Consider the following 23,398-nt stretch of genomic DNA (forward strand, 5'->3'; position numbering starts at 1 on the left):
CCTCAAGAAGCGGGCTGGACTCAACCGAGTCCGGCCCGCTTCTTTAAGTCCAAGTATTTCAACGCATTCGGAAGGTCAATGGCTGGGTTCAGCTCCTTCAGGCCGTCCAAGGCCGCGGCGCTCTTGGCGCCGAAGCGGCTTGTCGGCATAACGACAGCAATGGCCTGCAGGGCGCCAGTGGGGCCGGTCATCGCTGTGGCGAGGGCGCAGATGCCCCGATCGTGCTCTTCAATGTCCACGGCCAGACCGATGCGCCGAATCAATTCCACCTCGGCCTGGAGCTCCACCTTGTCCGTGATGGTGGTGTCTGTGAACCGTTCGAGCTCCTGGGGGAGGAGGTCGTCGGCCCGGGCCGCGGGAAGCGCCGCCAGCAGGGCCTTGCCAATGCAGCTGGCATGCAGGGAAAAGCTTCTGCCGACTTTGGTGACACCCTTGAGCCGCTCAGGGGACGCCACCTGATCAACGATGACGACTTCACGGCCGCTGAAAATGGCCAGCTCCGCGTTCTCGTTCGTGGCCCGGGCCAGGGAGACCAGCTGTCCCCGGTTGGCGCTGAGCAGATGAAGATGGCCGGCCATGCCGAATTTCAGCACACCCGGGCCCAGGGCGTAACCGGGTCGACCTGGTGTGCGGACAACGTAAAGCTCTTCCTCCAGGTCTTGGATGGTCCGGTGCACGGAGGATCGGGGAAGGCCTGTGCGGGCAGCGAGTTCAGACAGGCTAAGACGCCCCCGGCTTTCGGCGAGGGCGTCCAGGACCAGGCTGACACGGGAAAGGGTCGTCACGGCTTCATCACCGGAACATCATTGCCTCTTAGGTTCCGGCGGTCCAGATGCGGCTGACGGTCAACTCCCGAAGGGACCAATCCCCGCTGTTCACCAGGAGCTCGTACTGGCCAAGGGTGGGCACGAACGGGGCACCGCCCGTCAGGAGCCAGCGGGTGTAATGGGCGGTGGCACGCCACTGGCCTTCCTCAGGTCCCGGGTAGACGATCAGGTTGCTGACGTCGTGCCGGTGCCCCTCGGGGCTGCTCCACAGCCGTGTGAAAAGTTGACGTGCCCCTGTCGGGTCCGTGGATGTGGCAGTGGGAAACTGCACCTGGCTGTTTCCCAGCATGTCAACCACGGCGTCGACGTCCTTGCGGTCTGCGATGGCTACGTATGTGTGCAGGAGATTTGCGATCTGGTGTCTGGCTTCGGCGGCGTGGATGCTCATTGGGCGAGCTCCGAATGTGCTGCCTGCCATTGGCGGACCCAGGACCGACCGTAGTCGTTGCCGTGCGGGGTCCGCAGGACAGTGTGGACATGGAACTGTTTGGGCATGCGATAGTCCAGGAACACGCCGCGATGATGGTCAAGTTCGGCAATGACAACGGGGGACTGGATCCGGTAGTAAAAGACATCGCCGGGCTCGTGCCCGCCGATCCAGGAGAACCAGGTTTCCTCCAGATGCTCCCGGACCTCGCGCATCCGTGCCGCACGGGGGCCTTCAGGCAAAGGAAGCACGAATTTTTCGACGATCGACAGGGCGATTTGTTGTGCGTCGGCGGGCATGTCCGCCACCCGGATCCCTTCAAAGGGGATGGCCCGGTTGTCCTGGAACGCGCCGGCAAGGTGCCTTTCGTCCCCCGGATGCACCCGCCCCTCCGGCATGGCCGGGTCGACCATCTGCTGGTAGACCGTAGCGGCGGCCTGCAGTTCGGCGGGCAGTGCGGCCATGAGGTCGGTGCCAAGCTGGATCCGGTCTCCAAACGCGGCAGTACCGGCGTGAGGGCCCTCATCAATCTCGTTGGGCTCGGCTCCAAAAAAGACCGGGCTCAGGGACATACGTCCTTCAACGACAAGGCAGTTCACTGCGCAGTGGTGCCCGTACAGCTGCCAGCCCCACGGTGCGCTCTGATGCGGCGTCCCGTACAGGGCGAAGTTGTAGCTGAACTCGTTGAGGACACTTTCAAGTCCTACGACCTCTCCCAAAAAACCGTTGATCAGCATCATGCCGTGCGCGAGCTCATAGCCTTCCAGGCTTAGAGATGCTTTCACGAGCGTGAGTGCCTTTTCGCGGACGTCCCGCGGCTGGAACTCAAGCCTGAGGCCGGTGTCGAACTGCATGAATTCGGGATTGGCCCATGTCTGCCACTCCACAGCGTCCACGGGGTAGGTGAGCTTGTTCCGGTCCTCATCGGAAACCGCAGCCAGCAGTGCCTCGGCTGCTTCGACCATGGCCGCGACCGGGGCCTCCTCACCTGGCAGCGCCGGCGCAAAAGGATAGAGGCCCTCCCGCAAAGTGCCGTCTTCGGTGACTCCTCGGAATTCGTTCAGGTAGAGAGGTGTCCAGCCCTTAACCAGTTCACCGGTGAAGGTTCCCTCTTTGCGGGCCTCCTGGCGGTAGGCGTAGGCATCAAGGCCCTTAACATCCTCGATGCGGGGATGTCCTTCCGGGAAGAGATACTGGCGGAATTCTGCAGTGCTCATGGGCGCACTCCTTCGTGCTCGGATAATCGGGTCAGTGATTGTGGTTAGTGATGGCCTGCCGGACAGCGGCGATGTCGCCACTGGCGATCGCTTCCACAAGTTCGGCATGAACCCGCAGACGGTCAGCCCTGTAGGCCGCCGCTGCCGCTGCATCCTCATCGAAGCGTGATAAAGCCGACGACGACAGATGCCCAAGCGTGCCGATATACACGGCACGGGCCATCACGTTCGGGCAGATAGCGGCGATCCTCTCGTGCAGCGCCCAGTTCGCCCGCATAAACCCGTCCCAGCCCGTCGAGGATTTCATATTGCCCACGAGAAGCCGCAGCTCCGCCAGATCCGCGTCAGTGCGGCACCGGGCAGCCCCAACGTCGATGAGCTCTTCGAGATGATCCCGCAGTTCAATGGCATCCATGACGGCCGAGGGCTGCTCCCCGACCGTTAGGAGCGTGTGGCGCAACCGGACGACAGGGCTGGATTCGGCGACGAACAGGCCCCCGGTGCGGCCGGGACGGATTTCCAGCACTCCCCGCTCCCGCAGAAGCCGTACCGCTTCGCTGACCGTCGCCCGGGCATAACCAGTCTCTTCACGCAGCGCATGCAGGGTCCCCACGAGGGCTCCCGGCTCAAGACCTTGGGCGCGGATTCGCTCCTCCAATGCCGCAGCCAGGTGTTCAGCCCGCGAACGCGGCGCAGCCAGATTCAATCCTGTAGGCGCAGCATTCGGAGGTGTCCCGGAGTCCTGAACGGGGGGCTGTACGGCTGCCGGGATCTGTGTCATGCTCCTATTGAAGCACAAAAGGTGCGAATGTTTTAGCTCTTTTCGACAATGGCTGTCGGAGCGTGAAGGGAAGACCCATGAAGATCGTTGGTATCCGCCGCAATCCTGGACCTGTGGAGGTCGCCGCACTTTCCGAGGACGGACAAAGCGTGTCCGTGTTGGCCGGCCTGGAAGAGTTCTGGGCCGCACCGGCGCAGCACCTCGGATCAGAGGCCTCGGGGGAGAAACTGCCCGTCAGCGCAGTGGAGTTCGTCCCGCCGGTTCTGCCCGCAGCCCGGGTGATCTGCATAGGCCTGAATTACCTCAAGCACGTCGCCGAGGGCTCCTTCAAGGACCAGCAACTTCCCGAATACCCGACCTTGTTTGCGCGGTGGACACAGTCCCTCACCGTGGACGGTGCGGCGGTTCCGGTTCCGTCCGGCGAGGATGGTCTGGATTGGGAAGGGGAGATCGTCGCCTGGGTCGGTGAGAGCCTCGTGGACGCTTCCCCGGAGGAAGCCCTCGACGCTGTTGTCGGCTATTCGGTCTTCAATGACCTCACGGCCCGCCGGGCCCAGAAACTCACTTCACAGTGGATCCTGGGCAAGAATGCTGACCTTTCCGGTCCGGTTGGACCCATGGTCCCTGCCGGTGAGGTCGGTGACCTGCGCGACGGCCTGCGGGTCCAGACCCGCGTGAACGGCGAGACGGTGCAGGACGGCAACACCACCGAGATGGTCTACACCGTAGGTGAAACGCTGGCGCACATCTCCAAGACCTTCACCCTTCGCCCCGGTGACCTGCTCGCCACCGGAACGCCCTCCGGCGTTGGTTACGCACGCACCCCGCAGTGGCTCCTTCAACCCGGAGACACCGTAGAAGTCGAGGTGGAGAAGATCGGCACGCTGCACAACACCATCGTTGGCAACGAAGCCCGCCACGCGACCGCCCGCAAGATTCAGGGAGCACTGCGGTGACGGTCCACCTCATCCTGTCGCCTGTGACCGTCCCTGCAGTATGCCGGCCCTATATCGGGCTCGTCGGTAAAGGCACTGCGGAATGAACAGAAGCGCTAACCCACAAGGCCCCCTGGCCGGACACCTCGTGGTCGACCTCAGCCGGGCACTGGCCGGACCGCACGCCGGCATGATGCTGGCGGACCTTGGCGCCCGCGTCATCAAGGTGGAGAGCCCCGGCACCGGGGATGACACCCGCGGCTGGGGCCCGCCGTTCGTCGGCCCCGAAGGCGACCTGCAGTCCACCTACTTCATGTCCTGCAACCGCAATAAGGAGTCCATCAGCCTGGACCTGAAGAGCGGCGACGGCCACGCGGTGCTCCGCGGCCTGCTGGAGCGGGCAGACGTGGTGATCGAGAACTTCCGGCCCGGCGTGATGGACAGGCTGGGCTTCTCCACGGCCGCCATGCACGCGCTCAACCCCCGGCTGGTGATCCTGTCCATCACCGGCTTCGGCCACGACGGACCCGAATCCCAGCGCAGCGGCTACGACCAGATCCTCCAGGGCGAAGCCGGCCTCATGTCCCTCACCGGCTCAGGGCCTGATGATCCACAGCGCGTGGGCGTCCCCATCGCCGACCTGCTCTCCGGCATGAACGGGGCGTTCGGCGTCCTGGCGGCCCTGGTCGAGCGGAACAGCACGGGCCGGGGCAAGGTGGTGCGCACCTCCCTGCTGGCATCGCTGATCGGGGTGCATGCCTTCCAGGGCACCAGGACCACGATCGCCGGCGAGGTGCCGCGCGCCCAGGGCAACCACCACCCGTCCATCGCCCCCTACGGCCTGTTCAACTGCAGGGACGGGAGCGTCCAGATCAGCGTCGGCAGCGAGAAGCTCTGGCACTCGTTCGCCTCCGCCTTCGGCCTGGACCCGGCCGCCCCGGGCTTTGCCAGCAACGCCGAAAGGGTGCGGAACCGCGCCGGCGTGGTTGCCGCCGTCGAACGCGTCTTTGCCGGCTACGGCGCGGCGGAGCTGCTGGACAAACTGAACGACGCCGGGATCCCCGCAGGCAAGGTCCGCTCCCTGGATGAGGTGTACGCCTTGGAGCAGGTGGCGTCCCAGGGCCTGGTGGTGGACGTGCAGCATCCACTCCTTGGCAAGGTGAGCCTGCCCGGGCCGCCGCTGCGGTTCTTCGCGCCGGGGGACACGGCCGAAACCACCCGCACCGAACACGACGCGCCGCCTTTGCTCGACGAGGACGGGCCGGCGATTCGGGAATGGCTGGGCCTGGCCTCTGCCGCAGCCGGGGCGAAGTAGGCATGGCGACGGCGGAAAAGGTACGGCACATGAACGCAGCCGAACTGCTGGGCGCGGTGGTGGACCCCGGCTCCTTCGTCTCCTGGGACACGGAACCGCAGCAGCCGGAGCTGTCCGCGGAGTACGCGCAGGACCTGGCCCGCGCCCGGGAGCGCAGCGGCGCCGACGAATCCGTGCTCACCGGCGCCGGCCTCATCCGCGGCCGCCGGGTGGCGCTGATCGTCAGCGAATTCTCCTTCCTGGCCGGGTCGATCGGCCACGCGGCGGCGGAAAGGATTGTTGCCGCCGTCGAACGTGCCACGGCTGAGGGGCTTCCCCTGCTGGCCGGCCCCGCCTCCGGCGGAACCCGCATGCAGGAAGGGACGCTCGCGTTCCTGTCCATGGTCAAAATCACCGGCGCTGTCCGTGCCCACCGCCAGGCCGGCCTTCCCTACCTTGTCTACCTCCGGCACCCCACCACCGGCGGCGTCATGGCGTCCTGGGGATCCCTGGGACACATTAACGTGGCCGAGCCCGGTGCCCTGCTGGGTTTCCTGGGCCCCAGGGTGTACGAGGCGCTGTACGGTGAGGCGTTCCCGGCGAACGTCCAGGTGGCGGAGAACCTCTTCCACAAGGGATTGATCGACGGGGTGGTGGAACCCGGTGAAGTTGCCGACCTGGTGGGCCGCGCGCTGGACATCCTGGCAGCGAACGGGGGCGCCGGCGGCGGAACCGTGCCGGCGGCGGTGCCCGCCCCGCCCGAAACCCTGGGCATCCGGCCGTCAACTGCTGATGCCTGGACCTCGATTGGGATTTCACGGCGGCAGCGGCGGCCGGACCTGCGCCAGCTGCTGAAGTTCGGCGCCACGGACGCGTTGCCCCTCAACGGCACGGGCCAGGGGGAGAAGGACCCCTGGGTTGCTGCTGGCACTGGCTCGTTTCGGCAGCCAGTCCTGCATCGTGCTGGGCCACGCCCGTCCGCTCCGGAGGGACGGGGCAGGGATGGGGCCCGGTTCCTTGCGCGAAGCCCGCCGCGGGATGAAGCTCGCGGAGGAACTGCGGCTTCCCCTGCTCACCGTCATCGACACTGCCGGAGCGGCGCTCTCCCAGGAAGCGGAGGAAGGCGGCCTTGCCGGGGAGATCGCCAGGTCACTGCACGAACTGATCGGGCTGCAATCGCCGTCGGTCTCGGTGCTGCTGGGCCAGGGTGCCGGGGGAGGTGCGCTGGCGCTGCTGCCGGCGGACCGGACCATCGCCGCCCAGCACAGCTGGCTTTCGCCCCTGCCGCCGGAGGGCGCCAGCGCCATCGTGCACCGGACCACGGCTTTCGCGCCGGCCATGGCACAGGCGCAGGGTGTCAACGTGGCCGCCCTGTTCGCCAACGGCCTGGTGGACCACATTGTGGATGAGCGGGACGATGCTTCGCTGGAGCCGCGCGAATTCTGCACCCGGATGGCCCGGGCGATCGAATATGAACTGGGCGCCGTGGCCTCCACTCCAGTGCCTGGGCTCGTGGCAGCACGGGCCCGCAAGTACCGGAACCTCGGCACTTAAAACCATGGCCCTCCGGCGGGCGCCGTCCTTCGCCGTGTCCGCTGTGGATGCTGCAGTCATCAGCGCTGCCGTCCCAGTGGCCGCTTGTCCCCACTTGCAGCTTGCGGGCACCGGCCGACGGAATCCAGGTATTCCGGCAAACCGCGGACGGCATCAGGTTTGCGTGTGCCCTCATAAGACGAATCCCAGGGTGGCGTCAGCTTTTTCGGATTTACAGAGTCCGGTAAGCATGAGTCCGCGTGCGGCCTCCTGCGCACTACTACCCGGTGGGGGCTGGGCCAGCCCATCATTTGTTAAGCCTTTTTCTTCTTTTCGGGCCAGGGGCCGAGCTTTTCCTTGTTGCTCACGAACTCTCCGGCGCGCGTGGAGTCGGCGAGGTCGCCTACCTTGTGCACCTTCAGGGAGTTCGTGGAGCCGGCCTTTCCGGGAGGCGAACCGGCAGCGGTGACCACCAGGTCACCGTCCTGCACCAGTCCCATTTCCTCCAGGCTGCGGTCAACCTGGGCGGTCATGGCGTCGGTGTGGTCCACCATCTGCACCAGCACGGGCTGGATGCCCCAGGTCAGCGCCATCTGGTTCCAGACCTGCTCCACCGGGGTGAAGGCGAAGACCGGCTTGATGGGGCGCAGGCGGGACAGGCGGCGGGCCGAGTCGCCGGACTGGGTGAACGCGCAGATGTACTTGACGTCCAGCTGGTCGGCGATTTCGACGGCGGCACGCGTGATGGCGCCGCCACGGGTCCTGGGCTTGGTGCCCAGCGGGGGGACGCGCTCCAGGCCGTGGACCTCGGTGGATTCGATGATCCGGGCCATGGTCTTGACGGTCTCGATCGGGTACTTGCCCACGCTGGTCTCACCGGAGAGCATGACGGCGTCGGCACCGTCGAGGACGGCGTTGGCGCAGTCGGACGCCTCTGCACGGGTGGGGCGCGGGTTGTCGATCATGGACTCGAGGACCTGGGTGGCCACGATGACCGGCTTCGCCCAGCGGCGTGCCAGTTCCACTGCACGCTTCTGCACGATCGGCACTTCCTCCAGCGGAAGCTCCACGCCAAGGTCGCCACGGGCCACCATGAGCGCGTCGAACGCGTCGATGATCTCGGGCAGCTGCTCAACGGCCTGCGGCTTTTCGATCTTGGCGATGACCGGCACGCGGCGGCCTTCCTCGTCCATGATCTCGTGCACCCGGGTGATGTCGGAGGCGTCGCGGACGAAGGACAGGGCCACCAGGTCAACGCCGCGGCGGATGGCCCAGCGGAGGTCGTCTTCATCCTTTTCGCTCAGCGCGGGGACGTTCACGGCTACGCCGGGGAGGTTGATGCCCTTGTTGTTGGACACCATGCCGCCGACGGTCACCTCGGCGACCACCTTGACGTCGTCCACCTCGATGGCCCGCAGGGCCACCTTGCCGTCGTCGATCAGCAGGGCGTCACCCACGCGGACGTCCTCGGTGAGGCTCTTCAGGGTGGTGGAGCAGATTTCCTGCGTACCGGGGACGTCCTCGGTGGTGATGGTGAAGATGTCACCCTCGGCGAGGGCGTGCGGGCCATCGACGAACCGGCCCAGGCGGATCTTCGGTCCCTGCAGGTCGGCCATGACGGCCACAGCCCTGGTCAGCTCGGCTGCTGCCTTCCGCACATTTTCGTAGGTGTTGTCATGCACGGTGTAGTCACCGTGGCTCATGTTCATGCGGGCGACGTCGACACCGGCTTCCAGCACAGCCAGGGTGCTTTCATAGCTGGCAATTGCCGGGCCAAACGTGGCCACAATTTTCGCGCGTCTCATATACCTACCCTTGTATTCTTTGCATCGGATTACGGGTGTTTCTGCTTCCCGCGCTGTGTAGAGTTCAGTTAAAGGAGGGTTGTTCCGATTTCTCTGCCGATCTGTTGTAGCAAGGTGGCGGAGAGTTCAGAGTCTTTGGAGGAGTCCAGATCGGTGTAGTCCGCCAAGGTGTAAACCCGGGTGAGGGCCATTTCAGACCATCGCTCCTTGGGAAGCAGTGAGCGTCCGGCGACAGCGATGATGGGACGGGCGCCTGACCGCCGCGCAACAGCGGCGGGCAGTTTCCCTGCCAAGGTCTGTTCGTCGATGCTCCCTTCGCCGGTGATCACCACGTCGCAGCTGTCCTTGCGGGTGTTGAAGTCCAGCAGGTCCAGGAAGTAGTCGGCACCCGAGACCTGCCGAGCCCCGAGCAGCAGGCAGGCGTAGCCGATGCCGCCGGCGCTTCCGGCGCCTTCATGTGTTGCCAGTGACTCCGCGCCGGCGAATCCGGCTTCTGCCATTTTGGTCACGAAGTGCCCCAGTCCGTCGTCGAGGAATGCGACGTCCTCCACTGTGGCACCCTTTTGCGGGGCGAAGATGGCCGGTGCGCCGTTGGGGCCGCGGAGGGGGTTGTGGACGTCGCTCGCGACGACAAGTTCGGTGTCCTGCAGTTCCGGGAGCGCGGTGCGGTGAACGGACTGGACCTGTCCCAGCGCTCCTCCGCTTCCGTAGAGCTGGCGCCCTTGGGAGTCGTGGAAGCTGTAGCCCAGGGCGGTGAGCATTCCCATTCCGCCGTCGGTGCTGGCGCTGCCGCCCAGCGCCATGACGATCCTTGCAGGGTTGAGGCTGAGCGCGTACAGGACTGCTTCGCCGAAGCCGCGGCTGGAGGAGTTCAATGCCTCCAGTTTGCCTTGGGGCAGCAGTCCGAGGCCGCAGGTGTTAGCGACCTCGACGACCGCGGTGGCGCCGTCGAACGCGATGCTGGCCTGGACAGGTTGGCCGGTGGGACCGGCAACGGTGTAGCTGTGGCGGGTGAAGCCGGAGGCTACGGCGGCGTCAACGCTGCCGTCACCTCCGTCCGCCAGGGGAAGCAGTTCGCACTGAACCGCCCCGGTTGTGCCGGGGAAGTCAGCGGCGGAGCGAAGCCCTGTTGCGAGAGCCTGCGCTACTTCGTGTGCTGTGAGGCTGCCCTTGAACTTGTCGGGGGCGATAAGGGTCCGCACGATTTTGGGGGCGGTGTTTGCACTCATGTCAGTCAGGCAGTCTCCGAGTGGATGGGGCGACGCCCCGTGGGGGCAAGCTCGGCCACCGGGCCTGCGTGCTTGGAAACAGCTTCTTTGGGCTCGTGGTGTCCGTACTCGGTGAGGGCGTCGTCGATGTCAGTGACCTCCTCGAGGTGGCTCGGATCCTCGGTGGGCATGGGCTCCACGATCTCGCCGGCGAAGACCCTGCGGGCCCGGTCTGTGTCCAGGGTGCGGTCCCACCAGGCGATGAACAGGGTGGCGACGGCGTTGCCGGTGAAGTTGACCAGGGCGCGGCATTCGGACATGAACTTGTCGATGCCGAAGATCAGCATGATCCCGGCGGCGGGGATGGTGCCGATGGTGGCCAGGGTCGCGGTCAGGGCGATGAAGCCGCCGCCGGCCACGCCTGCTGCACCCTTGGATGTCAGGAGCATGACAGCGATCAGGCCCAGCTGCTGGCCGATGCTCAGGTTCGTATTGGTGGCCTGGGCGATGTAGACGGCGGCCAAGGAAAGGTAGATTGCGGCGCCGTCGAGGTTGAAGCTGTAGCCGGTGGGGACCACCAGGCCGACGGTTTCTTTTTTGACGCCGGCGTGCTCGAGCTTGCGCATCAAGCCAGGCAGAGCGGGCTCGGCCGTGGAGGTGCCCAGGATGAGCATGTATTCCTCTTTGAGGTGCCGGATCATGGTGAAGATGTTCAGTTTCAGGAAGGCCATGACCGAGCCCAGGACCACCACCACGAACAGGATCGACGTGGCGTAAAACAGTGCGATCAGTCCGCCCATGCTGGTCAGGGAGGAGACGCCGTACTTGCCTACCGCGAAAGCCATCGCTCCGAACGCGCCCAGGGGGGCGGCCTTCATGATGAAGCCCAGGATCTTGAACATGACCCCGGTGAGCCGCTGCACGCCATCCAGGACGGGGGCGCCGACCTTGCCAATGGCGTTCAGGGCGATGCCGAAGACGACGGCGATGAAGATGATCTGCAGGATGTCCCCTGCAACAAAGGGCTGCACGACGCTGGTGGGGATGATGTGGGTGATGAATTCCCACCATTCCTGGTGCTGGCCGGCGTCGATCAGCTTCGCAGCCGCATCTGAGGTCTTGATGGCACCCGGGTCGGCGTTCACGCCTTCGCCCAGGCGGAAAACGTTGATGGCCACCAGCCCAAAGGCGAGGGCGCAGATGGTACCAATCTGGAAGTAGGTCAGCGCCTTCAGCCCGGTCATGCCGACCTTTTTCAGGTCCGCGACGCTGGCGATGCCCCCCACGATCGTGAGGAACACGATGGGGCCGATGAGCATCTTCATCGCATTCACGAAGGTAGTGCCGATGGGTTCCATGGCGATACCGGTGGCCGGGGCGAGCCAGCCGGCCAGGATGCCGATAACAATGGCTGTCAGTACCCAGAAATAGAGCTGGCGGTACCAGCGCGGTTTGGGGGCCGGTGTCGCGTGGCCGGCGGTGGGGATGTGGTCCATGATTCCTACCTCATTGTGGAATGTCGCTGGAGGATGTTCTGAAAAAAGATTGGCGCGGGGCGGGCGGTACGGCTCACCGCCCGCCCCGTGCTGCATCCGCTAACGGATGACGGCGCCGGAGAGTACTGCCTGCCTAGACGGCTGCCGGGGCGAGCGTCAGGGCCTTGATGATGGCTTCGGTGACGTCCTCGGTGGTGGCGTCGCCTCCGACGTCGCGGGTGAGGTGGCCGGAGCCGGTGGCGGTTTCGATGGCGGCCTCGACGCGGCGGGCTTCCTCGTGCAGGCCGAAGTGGTCCAGCATCAGGGCGGCGGAAGCGATGGCGCCGATGGGATTGCTGATGCCCTGGCCGGCGATGTCCGGAGCCGATCCGTGGACAGGTTCGAACATGGACGGGAAGCGGCGCTCCGGGTTCAGGTTGGCGCTGGCGGCCAGGCCCAGGCTTCCGGCGAGGGCGGAGCCGAGGTCGGAGAGGATGTCGGCGTTCAGGTTGGAGGCCACGACGACAGACAGGTCTTCGGGCTTGAGGATGAACTTGGCGCTCATGGCGTCCACCAGGACGCTTTCGGTCTGCACGTCCGGGTAGTCCTTTGCCACCCGGTTGAAGACTTCGTCCCAGAGGACCATGCCGTACTGCTGGGCGTTGGACTTGGTGACCGAGGAGACCTTCTTCACGGTCCGCGTGCGGGCCAGGTCGAACGCGAAGCGCATGATGCGTTCGCAGCCCTTGTCGGTGAACAGTGCGGTCTGCAGGGCCACCTCGTTGCCAGGGCCCCGGCCGCTGAGGTTGCGGCCACCCAGGCCGGCGTATTCACCCTCACTGTTTTCGCGGACCACAACCCAGTCGAGTTCGGTGTTGTCTGCCTTGCGCAGCGGGGACTGCACGCCGGGGAGGAACTTCACCGGGCGGATGTTGGCCCACTGGTCGAAGTTCTGCGTGATGTTCAGGCGCAGGCCCCAGAGGCTGATGTGGTCCGGAACGTTTTCCCAGCCAACCGCACCGAAGTAGATCGCGTCGAAGTCTTTCAGGGCATCAAGGCCCTTGGGGTCCATCATCTGACCGGTCTTCGCGTAGTACTCCGAGCCCCAAGGGAACTCGGTCCAGTCGAAGGCGAACTTGCCGCTGGAGTTTTCGGCCAGGGCGTCCAGGACGCGGCGGCCTGCGGCAACAACTTCCTTGCCCACGCCGTCTGCGGGAATGGATGCGATGCTGAATTTCTGGGTGGCGCTCATGCCAGCCTCCTCGTTGAGTTTTTGCAGTGAGCCTGTTAGCGGGGTCACACTGTTCTTCCTCTTCAAGTAGAGGTCACGACACTGGAGCGCGTCCAAGACCAAGATCCAATGCGGCAGATAGGAAGGGCCTATTGATCCTTGGGTGCTGGTGGGGTATCACCCGCAGCAACGTGCAGTTCCGCGACTTTAAGGAAGGCCCGGGCGGCCGGCGTCAGATCTTCCTTCCGGCTCAGTAGTGCCACGTCCAAGTGGGAAACCGGCTCAATCAGTAAAGTCCGCAGCCCGGACCTATGCGCCAGGGGTGCCCAGGATGAGGGCATGACCGCGTGGCCCACGCCCGCAAGCACGAGGGGGAGGATGGAGGTCCGGTGAGCGACTTCGGCAACGATTTCGGCGTTGACTCCATCAGCCAACGCGTCATCGACCAACCACCGCATCAGTGACCCGCGCTGGCTAGCGATCAGCCGGTGACCGCCAAGGTCTTCGCGTTGTATCGACGCTCCAGGGCGGAAGGTGTCGGCTTGGGGATTGACGATGAGAATCAGGGGCTGGCGTTCCAGCTCAAGGACCTGGACTCCCGGCACCTTGATGGTGGTGCGGGAACCAGACAAACCGATTTCAGTACTGCCGGACCGCACTGAATCGATCACTTCTTCGGGCGTAAAGGCAGCGCTGACATTCAGCCGAACGGAGGGATGCAACCGGGTGAATCCCGCGATCATGGACGTAAGCGGCTCGATGCCGGGGGAAGGCATCGAGATGATGTCCAATCGGCCGCTGCGTATCCCGCGAAGAGCCAGGACCGCCGACTGTGCGGCATCAAGATCACGCATCACCAGCCGTGCCGGACCGACGAGCTCTTTGCCCGCTTCGCTGAGGACGGCACGGCGTCCGATGCGGTGGAACAGCGGCACGCCCAGGTCCTTCTCCAAGCTTGCGATGGTCTGCGACAGCGAAGGCTGGGCGATCAACAAATGCTCGGCCGCACGGTTAAACCCATCATGGTCAACCACAGCTAAGAAATACTTCAGTTTCCGCGTATCCACACACCCTCGCTGACGGTTGACCACGTTTGGGCGGCAACCACCGCCCGTTCAAAGAACAAGAGCATAAACCAAGGCCCAGATAGCCTGCGCCTATCCGCCCTATTGCTTCTACGTCTTGGACCGAGTTTCGACACAGCGGCTGTATGGACAGAAGCCTCCAATCCAGCTGCAGCCAGCCTGCCGGAGGCCCACTTCCTGGTGCCCCCGATTGACGAGGCCCTCATCCACCTTCGGACATGGGGGCGTGAAAATTGCACCAGACTTGATTTCCAGAAGAGGCCATTAATGTACATATCGGATCCCCACACAACCCACCTAGTCCTTCCCAATTGTCTTCGCGTAGAAGTAGACAGCTGGCGTCAGTTATCCCCGGGCAATTCCGTTGTGCTACTGACCTCAGATCGGCGTAACCCCCGTTTTACAGGGCGGGTCGACGGGATTTCCGACGGCGGCCACTATTTGGCTGATCCAGGACAACGGCACCCGACGCCGCCTATTCCATGGGATACACGACATTCCTGGACACCGACGTCCACGCGTGTGGCTGTCTGCCTCGGTCCTTGGATGGTAGCTAACAGGACGATGCCTTCGTCCAGGCGGTCATCCAAAATCGTGCACAGCTCCGAGTCCAGGCCGGCGATGAGGCTGGCGAAGGCAGGAGCAGCCACGGAGTGACCGTCAAAACACGGCCGCGAGCTGCTGCCGGGTATGCTCCATTCCCGTTAACGCGCGCGAAAACAATCGAACACTACCGGCGCAAGAAAAAATCTTCGTTCGTCGACCTTGAGCATGGGGTTCCAGCCGCGCTGAGCCTGCGAGGAATGCGCCAGAGCATGACCACAGTCGTTCACGAGCGGGGAGACAAACACCGCGAAATCGACTTATGCAGGCACTCCCCGCCCTATTTAGAACGCCGATAATGGAGGTTCTGTAAAGCCACCTTCGGATTGTCGTACCTATGTGGAGTGCAGTTTGCCTTACTGACGGATTTGCCGTCTCAGCAGGTGCCGGCGGGGGACGCCGCGCTGCCTTGTATTTAGTTGTCGTCTGGGTCCGGCGACGCGTTCGGGCTTCGTGTGCCGCGGCCTTCGATATTCACCATCCAGGACACCCCGAATTTATCCATGCACATGCCGAAGGCATCGCCCCAGGGAGCTACGTCCAGCGGTATTGTCACGGTTCCGCCTTCGGACAGCTGCAGCCAGCAGCGCTGCAATTCATCCGCGTCGTCACCACTGAGGGAAAGGCTGAAGGTGTTGCCTGGCCGGTAATCAATCCGCTGTGGCGAATCTGATCCCATCACGGTGAGACCGGACGGCGTCACGAGGAGAGCATGCATGACCAGGTTGTCCTCGTCCGGGTTCTGGCTCGCCTCCATGTCCCCGAAGGTGGTGATGGCCAGGTCGCCACCAAATACTTCCTGGTAGAACGTCATCGCTTCACGGGCGTTGTCGCGGAAGTTCAGATATGGGTTGAGACGGATGGGCATGACAGTTCTCCCTTTTGATCCTCATGTATTGTCCGGTGGGTTATTTGGGAGGCACTGACGCGGGCCGCGCGTCATGGATGAACCATCCCGGGTAGCCGGCGAGGGCCAGAGTTTGGGCTTCCGCTTTGCTGGCGGCCATTCCGATCCATACTGCAGTGCGGCCAAGGCCGTTTGAAACGAGGATTCGCCACCGGTACTTCCTGGTCATCTTCAAGGATGGACACGCCCCGGCACCCAGGACAAGAGGCTCAACGGGTCTTTCCGCGTCAGCCGACGGTCACGGGGCGTGCGGACACGAGGACGCGCCGGACCAACCGGGTGTGAGTTCGGCAGGGTAGCCGGGAACGAGGATCCGCCGGGGGCTACGGTGTGGATAGGTTGCCGCAGTTCGATAAAAGAGGCCAGTGCCTGTGGGAAGGCCTGGCCTCTAGGGTAGGCGCTGGCCGGGGGAGGGAGGGTGTCATGTTCTGGGAAGTCCCCGTAGCCATCGTTCCACTGCCCTGTTCACGACAGCGGTGGCGTTAACGCCTTGCTGCCCAGTATCCGCCGTTGCGAAAGGCTTGTACAGTCGCACCTTCCGATAGTGGCTTATGAGTGGGACGAGCAACGGATGGCAAGGCCGTCCAGCGGAAGTAACGCACCCCGCTTCGACCGGTCATCGAGCATTTCATGTACTTGTGGAAGCCGGGTAGCAGAAGCAAGGATGGGTTATGGATGACCTGCGGCATACGGCGAGGGTCCTGTTGCGCCGCAACGACGTAGGGCTGATCGACTTGTGGGTTCTGTACTGGAACCACGGAGGCCGCTGCCCTCCGTTCGAGTTTGACGGCTTCATTTATGAAGTAGTCCCACCGTCCTGGTTCAACAAGGAAGCCTTTGAAGCTGCAGTACGCGACCTGGCACTGGAGTCCGTCGCGTAACCCGCCCCAGGCAACGAACGCGGAGATCGATACCGGAGGCGCCTGATGTGGGTCACCTTTGCGTCCGTTTTTCCCGTGATTTTCGTGGCCTCAATGATTCTGTGCGACCAATGGCTGACAGCCGACCAGCGGCACCAGTCCAAGCATTACAAGAAGACTCGATGGAGCAGCATGCGGATAGGATTCACGCTCAGCGCCCTCTTCCTTCTTCTATCAGTCATGGCCAACTGAAGACGGCGGCCCCGACGATCCCTCTGGGCCAGTCCCCACCCAAGCCCCACCACGCCGATAGCGGAGATTCCCTCAAGCTACAGCTTCGATAGGGGGAAGCCGCCCGGTCATACTAGGAGGGGCTGTGGCGGTTAGTCCTATTACTGGACAGCGGAAAAGTGCGCCGGTTCAGCCTGGGAAGCTGGGCGCCGGTGACGCTCGGGGCGGAATTGACGCTCTCTGGAGCAATTACTTTGCAGATGCCGGCAGCCGCGGACGGTGTCCCGGGCACTATTCGTCAGTAGTCGATGGTGATGTCGAAGTCGCCCGGCTCCCGGCCGGCAAGCGCAGCGGCGGCAGAGCGCACGGCCGCGGGAATGTCCTCCAGCTCCCGGGCCTGCGCAGTCAGTTCGGGCAGTTCGGCGGCCTTGAGCCGAAAACCCCGTCAGCGGCGCTGGCAATGTATACGTTCAGCTGCAACTGGCCCCTTCCTCGTGAACACAAGACTATCGCCCGTGAGCAGAAGCGTCCCGGTGTGCCGGTGACCTTCAGACGCGGGGAGAGGCGCAGTTTTCCCGCAGGATTGGATCAAGACCTGATCAACCTCAGCGCAGGACGTTTACGATCAGGCATGCGCCGCTTGGCGCACCTGGTCGGCAGCGAACCTTGCTGCCATGACGATTCTGGGGATCGATGGCCGTGTTGACATCAATAAGGACATACCTGACTGCCATCGCGGCAGGTGTGGGTCTGGCTTTGGCCATGACGGTGGTCCAGCCCGCGGCCGCACAGGCGGCCACCGCGCAGATTGCCCTGAGCCCGGCGACGGGTCCGGCCGGTTCCTCGATCACGGTGACCGGCAGCGGCTTCAAAGCTTCCACCACGGGAACACTGATCGTGGGGTCGGCTACGTTTGCTGTGAAGACGACGGCGTCCGGGGCGTTCAGCGCGCCGGCTACCATCCCCGCAACCGCTACCGGCAAGGTCACGGTGACGGCAAAAACCTCCTCCGTTCAGGCCACGACCGTCTTCACGGTCGCCGCTCCGGCGGCACCTGCGGTGCCTGGCGTCAGTACGGCCAGGCTGCGTTTCGGGGTAGCGACCGCCGGTGGCCCACTGGCCACTACTGAGTTGGATGATGTCGCCGTGCTGGCCGGAGAGGCCCCCTCGAGCGTGTTGTTCTATGAGGACTTCCTCCAGAGCGCGCCCATTACTGAGATGAACGCGGTCCGTGCCCGTGGAGCCGTTCCTCTGGTCACGTGGGAGCCCTGGGCTTGGGGCGGGGACGCCAATCAACCCGCGTACGCGCTGAACAGAATCACCGCGGGGGACTTCGATGCGCACATTATCCAATGGGGGCAGGCGCTGGCGTCCTGGGGTTACCCGGTGCAGTTGCGGTTCGCCCACGAAATGAACGGTGACTGGTACCCGTGGGCCGAAAGCGTTAACGGCAACCAGCCCGGAGACTATGTCAGGGCGTGGCGGCATGTTCACGACCTGGTAGCGGCGCAGGGCGCGACCAACGTGTCCTGGGTGTGGAGCCCCAACGTCCCGTATTACGGCTCGACGGACCTCGCCGGTCTCTATCCGGGTGCCGGTTATGTCGACGTCGTCGCTTTGGACGGCTACAACTGGGGAACTTCCGCTTCCTGGAGCGCATGGATCTCGCCGCAGGACCTCTTCGCACCGGGAATCGCCCAGCTTCGTTCCCTGGCACCGGGGGTTCCCATCCTCATCGCCGAGACCGCATCCAGTGAAGCTGGCGGGGACAAGGCGGCGTGGAACACGCAACTGATCTCCTACCTGGCCGCGCAACCTGATGTGATGGGCTTCGTCTGGTTCCATATACAGAAGGAAACTGACTGGCGGATCAACAGCAGCGCCGCCTCGGCCGCAGCGTTCAAGTCCGCGCTGCAGGCCCGGCGCACGTCCTGAGGAAAAATGCCGGCCGTGGCTAAAACCACCTGTTAGCCAGCGGGCCGCCCCCGCGTGCCGACCAGTGGAGGTTCAGTGAGGCAGTAGGACATGAGCCAGTTCAGGGTGTGTCTGCCGCAGTCACTGATCGGCCCGAGGAAAATGTCGGCCTCACAGGGCAGTGTCACCGCGGGGTCCGGGTGTGAGTGGTCGTTGATCCTGGTTTCAAGGTCCACGGCCAGGCCGGCCAGATGTGTCGCGCCAACCATTTGGCTGGAGGATTTAAGGCTGAGGACCGCGTCCACAGCATCGTCAAAGTTCCCCGTGACCAGCGCTGCCCGCAGGCGCTGGATCCGACGTGGAAGGTACAGGGCATAATCGGCGATGAACGCCGTGACCAAGCCCGTGTCATTGTCCAGATCCTCCCGCAACCGGTCCAATACGGAGTTGTCCACCAGGGGCCGGCCGGCATTCCCGCGCTGTTGCGGGACAGGAATCTCCGCGGGGACGGCAAGCCGGCATGGTGTGCTGCTGATGTCGTTCATGCTTCCCTTGAGGGTTTCGTGGCTGGGGTTGCGTGCAGCAGGTGCTTCGCGACAGGTCCTCCAGCATGCAGAATCAAAAACCTGCGGACTAACAACGGCAGCTGGCGGGCCCGTTGCAGCAGCGCCTCCCTGCTGCAACGCGCCCACGGGCCCATGGCGTCTGCCCCGGCTATGGGCGTACCTTGCCGCCGCGGCGGACCAGGGCAAGCAGTGCCACGCCGATCAGCATGATGCCCAGGGCGGTGAGCAGTCCGGCGCCGACGTTCAAGCCGGTGTAGGCCAGGGCGGCGCCACTGGCCGGGACTGCTGTGTTCATTCCGTACATGATCAGTTGATTTCCTCTGCTGTGTATTGGGCTTCCCAACGGTCAACACGCCGCCGGGTGACTTTGCTGGCGGCAACGGCCCACCAGGAGGCAAGGAACCACCCGGAGCGCAGCCACATAAAAAGTTCCTGCGGAAAGAAGGTCGCAGCGAGAGCTACGTCCTTCCAGTCGCGGTGCGGGATCCGCAGCGCGCGTTTAATGTCCAGGGCAACGAACAGGATCGGGACCAGCCACCAGAAGAGCACGACATGGAAGACCCCCAACGACAGCGCGCCGACGATCACGGCGAGCCACAACAGCTTCAGGAAAACCCCCAGCAGGCCCATCGCCTGCTGCCCCCAGTCACGCAGGGTCAACCGGTTCAACCCCAGATCCAGGAGATCCTCGACGGTGCCGACTTGCCACTTCATCCGCTGCCCCCACAAAGCCTTGAGTGTCTTCATCGAATCCGTGTAGGCGCGCACGTCCGGGGAGACCTGGCAGATGTAGCCCTGCTCCCGGATCCGGTAGGTCAGTTCAAAGTCCTCCACCTGCGAGGTGTAGACCCACGGTCCCTCGCGGTCGTCCCGGGACGCGATCTGCCGCAGGACGGTGTTGTTGATCGCGCAGCCGGTCCCGGCCAGGACGCTGGTGCGGCCCCGCCGCAGGGATGTGTCCGTCCACGTCGCGAACTCGGCTTTCTGCAGCCGGCTCAGCAACCCGGGGTCCTGCATGGTGAATTTCGACGACGACCCGCCCAGCCGGGCGCCGCGACGGCCCTGGAATTCACGCTCCCACGCGGCAAGGGCGTTCGGTGGAAGAACAGTATCCGCGTCCAGGCAGACCACCACGTCGGCGTCGTACGCGTATTCGCGCCACGCCCGGTTCAGTGCCTCGGACTTGCGGTGTTCCAGGCGGGGGAGTTCCATCACCGTGACCGGGAACTGCCGGGCCCGTTCCGCGGTCCCGTCGCTGCAGCCATTAGGGATGACCACGACCAGGTCCGCCGGACGGGACTGACCCATGACACCCTGAAGGGTCGCGCCAATGGAGCCTTCCTCGTTGTAGGCCGGAACCAGGACCACAATCCTCAACGCAGGCACGGCCGCGGGCGCCATGTCATCCTCCCAGAATCATCCACCGGCCCCGAATGGGAGCCGCGGATTCATCCTCAAAGGCGAACATCAAGGTGCACGGGGACAAACCATAAAGATTGGCTCAATATTCAGAAAAACCTCTTGAGCTGGGACGATACCTATGAGACCGGCCCTCTCCAGAGGCCAGTACGCACCCCTTCCTCAGTGCCGCATCGCCTGCAAGACATCACGCACGCCACGAGACGTCACCCGGTAACCCTGCTGAAGCCTCTGCCCAGCCTGCTGCCCAAAAGGGCGGTTAACTGTTCTGTTCCAGGGCTGTGGTTAAGATGGCGCGGAACTCGTCGTCTACTTGCTCTGGCGATGTCAAGCGTATTCTGAGGGTGAAGGGGTCGTCGGGGCGGGTCCGCACCCTCTCGACCCGTCCATCAGCCTCTGCCTGTAGGCGAAGAGTTACGTCCACAATGTTGTTCGTTGAGCGGGTTATCTGCGCGAACTTCCGCCGGGGGGAATGCAAGGAAACAAAGCCTTTTCGCATTTGAATATAGACCGTGGGCGTTACGCAGGCCCACGCAAGGACGGCGTCGGCAATCGGACGAAGGTGCGCGTAGGCCGCGTACTGACCGTCGAGGAGCTGGTCAGCCTCCTGGAGCATGAAGTCGGGGTAACCGAACATTTCCCAGGACACGGCGTATTGCGCGTAGCCGGTTACTCCGAACTTTTCCCGCATCCACTCGCGGAGTTCAGCGTCGGTGCTTATCCCTTCTTCCCGCGCGTGCGCGACCCAGTAGTCGGTATCCTGTCCGGTTTTTTTGATAAGCAATTCTTTGTTGCTGTCCACCATGTGCTGCCAGGTCCCGGGGCCTGTGGCGGCATTGGTTAGAGCCTTGCTGGATGAGAAGTCAGGGGTGAAAGTGGAATCGGCGTCGCGCATGGATTGATCGTAATGCAGCCCTTTCCGGCGCTCGTCCGGATGAGCAGGTGGTTGCTGTGACGCAATCGGGGGGATCAGAAGGAAGACCTGAGGCTCAGAAACGTGCGCCGAGGTCTCAGATGGCTTAGCCGTCACTGCAACCGTTCTTCATCCTCTGACTGGTCTGCAGTGAGATTCCAGCCGTAGCCAGGTGTGTAGTGTGCGAGAACCGCACCTCCCCAGAAACCCGGTTTCCCGTACGCGATGTGCCGCAGCGCTGCTCTAGTCATGCCATACCGTGCCACCGCCGGGTTGGTGATGACTACCAGCTTCCGGGGTGCAGGCCGCGCGATGTCGGAGAGGCGTTCGCGTTGCGTGTATTCCGGCCCTTCCCCCGTATAAGGTCCTGCCCTCCACTAGCGGGATGTTGTTTTCAACGGTAGGCCCGGTTCATAAAGAACGGCCCATGGTCGACACAGGCTTCGTTCAAGACTGGCCCTCTACGAATATGTCACAGTGGCGTTCCTGACAGATAGGACGACACCAGGTTGTGGGGGAGACCCCGCGTGACCGCCAACGCCGGAACCAGACCGACAAGCGGCGGCTCAGGCCAATTGCGTTAGCCGGAGGCAGGTCAGATGCAGGAGTAGTCGTAGTCGAAGCCGCCAGAGACGTATTGGGTGATAGTGACTTTCCCGCCTCCGGTGAGCGGCGCTGCGGCGCACATCCGCTTCGCTGAGGACAGGGAACTTGCTCCTGCCAACCAGCTGCTGGACCTGTAAAGCAGGCTGGATGTGGGAACGGTGCCGGCTATTTGCGACCATTGGCCAGTCGTGGAGTAGATTCCGGTGCCTGCGCTGATGCTCGTGAAGTAGGCCGTCATTCCTTCAAGATCGGCGATGTTCGCAGACTTGTCCGCGGACCAGCTGTTACCGGTTTCGACATCCAGCCACCACATGTAGGAGCCGGGATTGCTCACGCCCCGGATGTTGGCATCGTCGTATGCCTTTGCGTATCCGTAGATGTATGAGCAGGCAGCGCCGTAAGATCCGCTCGTGCACTGGCCGTAGGGGTTGGCCACGGTCGTTCCAGCATAGGTGTTGCTGGTCGGCCACCAGGATCCCGCGGCCCCAGGATTGGCGGTGTTCACATAGAGCGCGGCTTTGGGTTGGCCCGTCCCGCCTGTGGACGAACCAGCCCAGGACATCTCCGTAGCCAGGCACGGATTGGTGTTATTCGCCAGACCGTTGTTGACTCCGACAATCCCGAAGCTCTGGCCTTTCGGGAGGGTTTTGCCGCACTGTGGCCAGGAGACGTCATTGCCTGTGAGGTTTGTTGCAGCAAGGCCTTCCGCGGGGAAGGCATAGAGCGTCAAAAGTGCTGCAAAAACCGCCATCAGAAGATGACGGGACCGGAATGACCGTGACGTGCTGCAGGAGATGTTCATCCTGGGCTCCTCATACGAGCAATTTACGGACCAGCATGGCGGCGCCCGCCGAGAAGGTCAAGGTATCCATGCCATGGCGTGTGTTAACAGTGGGAGGGTCTTAGCTGTCTTTGGCGTCCCGCATGTGCGGACGAACGGCGAACGAGCCAAAGTCTTCCTCCCTTCCCGCCGCCCAATGATTAGTGCTCGTTCTTCAGGAAGACGGAATGACCTAGCCGCCAGTTCCCAATGCACCTGTCAGTAGCGATGCGCGAACAGACAGGTTGATGCCTGGCTTTTGACGACGCGCCGGGTTCCGGGCCTGGTCGGCTGCGTGCGCGCTGTGGCAAGGGAATGTGCGCAGGCGACCTGACGGGGCGCGGCGAACCGGGGGGACCGGGAGTTCGACCGTCCGTTACTGGTCCTGCTGCCGGTGCGCACGGGTTTGGGGTGCGTACCGGCAGCTCGGGCCTTTCGTGGATTTGGGTGTCTATTCGGCGAGTTTTGCTACGGACTGCGCCCAGAGGAAGAACTTGTTGGTGCCAAGGTCTTTGACGGTCTTGATGTTCAGGGCTTCCTTCAGCTTCTGGGCGTCTCCTTCGGAGAGGCCTTTGAGCGCCTCTACCGGCGCCTTGGCCAGCTCGTCGATTCCCTTGTCGAGGTATTCCTTGTCGAACTTCGCATTGATTCCAGCCATTGTGTCCTCCTGATGCTCGATGGTCCTGACCATGCCGTGACGGCACTGGCCACATTCAACCACGGAGCGTGGCGACGCGTCAG

General features: G+C 63.7%; 20 protein-coding genes and 1 pseudogene. 5 read left to right on the plus strand and 16 right to left on the minus strand.

The window, feature by feature from the left end; translation table 11 throughout:
• Window positions 1–20: 20 nt before the first annotated feature.
• Genes AB0280_RS00640 through AB0280_RS00655 form a run of 4 tightly spaced genes read right to left on the minus strand, consistent with a single transcriptional unit; the run spans window position 21 to window position 3,252 of the window.
• Complete coding sequence (locus AB0280_RS00640; RefSeq protein WP_366366012.1) at window positions 21–785, minus strand: IclR family transcriptional regulator; 765 nt, start codon at window positions 783–785, stop codon at window positions 21–23.
• A gap of 28 nt (window positions 786–813) precedes the next feature.
• Window positions 814–1,215 carry a nuclear transport factor 2 family protein gene (locus tag AB0280_RS00645; RefSeq protein ID WP_366366013.1) on the minus strand — a complete coding sequence of 134 codons (402 nt, stop codon included), beginning with the start codon at window positions 1,213–1,215 and terminating at the stop codon, window positions 814–816.
• Window positions 1,212–2,471: a DUF3500 domain-containing protein gene (locus AB0280_RS00650; protein WP_366366014.1), complete on the minus strand. Its 1,260-nt coding sequence runs from the start codon at window positions 2,469–2,471 to the stop codon at window positions 1,212–1,214. Before AB0280_RS00650 ends, AB0280_RS00645 begins: the two co-directional genes overlap by 4 nt.
• A gap of 31 nt (window positions 2,472–2,502) precedes the next feature.
• Window positions 2,503–3,252, minus strand: coding sequence for a FadR/GntR family transcriptional regulator (locus tag AB0280_RS00655; RefSeq protein ID WP_366366015.1), 750 nt, complete (start codon window positions 3,250–3,252; stop codon window positions 2,503–2,505).
• 77 nt (window positions 3,253–3,329) lie between these two features.
• Between AB0280_RS00655 and AB0280_RS00660 the strand changes: the two genes are divergently transcribed.
• The 3 genes and pseudogenes from AB0280_RS00660 to AB0280_RS00670 all read left to right on the plus strand — a co-directional run bounded on the left by AB0280_RS00660 (window position 3,330) and on the right by AB0280_RS00670 (window position 7,035).
• Complete coding sequence (locus tag AB0280_RS00660) at window positions 3,330–4,208, plus strand: fumarylacetoacetate hydrolase family protein (protein ID WP_366366016.1); 879 nt, start codon at window positions 3,330–3,332, stop codon at window positions 4,206–4,208.
• Window positions 4,209–4,290: 82 nt separating this feature from the next.
• The gene (locus tag AB0280_RS00665; protein WP_366366017.1) at window positions 4,291–5,502 is read left to right on the plus strand and encodes a CaiB/BaiF CoA transferase family protein; all 1,212 of its coding nucleotides are present in this window, start codon (window positions 4,291–4,293) and stop codon (window positions 5,500–5,502) included.
• Between the two features lie 2 nt (window positions 5,503–5,504).
• A pseudogene (locus tag AB0280_RS00670) lies at window positions 5,505–7,035 on the plus strand (carboxyl transferase domain-containing protein).
• A gap of 293 nt (window positions 7,036–7,328) precedes the next feature.
• On the opposite strand, the gene pyk reads toward AB0280_RS00670, so the two are convergent.
• The 6 genes from pyk to AB0280_RS00700 form a co-directional block, all read right to left on the minus strand.
• Window positions 7,329–8,819, minus strand: coding sequence for a pyruvate kinase (gene pyk / locus AB0280_RS00675; protein ID WP_307489456.1), 1,491 nt, complete (start codon window positions 8,817–8,819; stop codon window positions 7,329–7,331).
• 68 nt (window positions 8,820–8,887) lie between these two features.
• Window positions 8,888–10,048 carry a glycerate kinase gene (locus tag AB0280_RS00680; RefSeq protein WP_307489454.1) on the minus strand — a complete coding sequence of 387 codons (1,161 nt, stop codon included), beginning with the start codon at window positions 10,046–10,048 and terminating at the stop codon, window positions 8,888–8,890.
• 5 nt (window positions 10,049–10,053) lie between these two features.
• Window positions 10,054–11,523, minus strand: coding sequence for a C4-dicarboxylate transporter DctA (gene dctA, locus AB0280_RS00685; RefSeq protein WP_366366018.1), 1,470 nt, complete (start codon window positions 11,521–11,523; stop codon window positions 10,054–10,056).
• A gap of 133 nt (window positions 11,524–11,656) precedes the next feature.
• Window positions 11,657–12,754, minus strand: coding sequence for a tartrate dehydrogenase (locus AB0280_RS00690; RefSeq protein WP_307489451.1), 1,098 nt, complete (start codon window positions 12,752–12,754; stop codon window positions 11,657–11,659).
• Between the two features lie 128 nt (window positions 12,755–12,882).
• Window positions 12,883–13,800: a LysR family transcriptional regulator gene (locus AB0280_RS00695; RefSeq protein ID WP_307489449.1), complete on the minus strand. Its 918-nt coding sequence runs from the start codon at window positions 13,798–13,800 to the stop codon at window positions 12,883–12,885.
• Between the two features lie 1,036 nt (window positions 13,801–14,836).
• Window positions 14,837–15,289 carry a VOC family protein gene (locus tag AB0280_RS00700; protein ID WP_307489447.1) on the minus strand — a complete coding sequence of 151 codons (453 nt, stop codon included), beginning with the start codon at window positions 15,287–15,289 and terminating at the stop codon, window positions 14,837–14,839.
• Window positions 15,290–15,999: 710 nt separating this feature from the next.
• Here AB0280_RS00700 and AB0280_RS00705 point away from each other — a divergent pair.
• Both AB0280_RS00705 and AB0280_RS00710 read left to right on the plus strand, forming a co-directional pair.
• Window positions 16,000–16,209, plus strand: a complete 210-nt coding sequence (locus AB0280_RS00705; protein WP_307489445.1) for a hypothetical protein — start codon at window positions 16,000–16,002, stop codon at window positions 16,207–16,209.
• Window positions 16,210–17,112: 903 nt separating this feature from the next.
• Window positions 17,113–18,354 (plus strand): glycosyl hydrolase, encoded by a 1,242-nt coding sequence (locus AB0280_RS00710; protein WP_366366019.1) that lies wholly within the window; start codon window positions 17,113–17,115, stop codon window positions 18,352–18,354.
• A 32-nt stretch (window positions 18,355–18,386) separates the two neighbouring features.
• Here the strand turns inward: AB0280_RS00710 and AB0280_RS00715 are convergent, their stop codons facing one another.
• The 6 genes from AB0280_RS00715 to AB0280_RS00740 form a co-directional block, all read right to left on the minus strand.
• Entirely contained in the window at window positions 18,387–18,878 is a 492-nt protein-coding gene (locus AB0280_RS00715; protein WP_307489441.1) for an Hpt domain-containing protein, read from the minus strand.
• Between the two features lie 169 nt (window positions 18,879–19,047).
• Window positions 19,048–19,194: a hypothetical protein gene (locus AB0280_RS00720; RefSeq protein WP_285244071.1), complete on the minus strand. Its 147-nt coding sequence runs from the start codon at window positions 19,192–19,194 to the stop codon at window positions 19,048–19,050.
• Window positions 19,195–19,205: 11 nt separating this feature from the next.
• Window positions 19,206–20,300 (minus strand): glycosyltransferase, encoded by a 1,095-nt coding sequence (locus AB0280_RS00725; RefSeq protein ID WP_307489438.1) that lies wholly within the window; start codon window positions 20,298–20,300, stop codon window positions 19,206–19,208.
• Window positions 20,301–20,577: 277 nt separating this feature from the next.
• Window positions 20,578–21,213 (minus strand): hypothetical protein, encoded by a 636-nt coding sequence (locus AB0280_RS00730; protein ID WP_307489436.1) that lies wholly within the window; start codon window positions 21,211–21,213, stop codon window positions 20,578–20,580.
• Window positions 21,214–21,826: 613 nt separating this feature from the next.
• Window positions 21,827–22,639 (minus strand): hypothetical protein, encoded by an 813-nt coding sequence (locus tag AB0280_RS00735; RefSeq protein ID WP_307489434.1) that lies wholly within the window; start codon window positions 22,637–22,639, stop codon window positions 21,827–21,829.
• A 469-nt stretch (window positions 22,640–23,108) separates the two neighbouring features.
• Window positions 23,109–23,315 carry a hypothetical protein gene (locus AB0280_RS00740; protein ID WP_141181371.1) on the minus strand — a complete coding sequence of 69 codons (207 nt, stop codon included), beginning with the start codon at window positions 23,313–23,315 and terminating at the stop codon, window positions 23,109–23,111.
• Between the last annotated feature and the right edge of the window lie 83 nt (window positions 23,316–23,398).

This window comes from Pseudarthrobacter sp. 902506025, from assembly GCF_040702325.1.
Classification (GTDB): Bacteria; Actinomycetota; Actinomycetes; order Actinomycetales; family Micrococcaceae; genus Arthrobacter.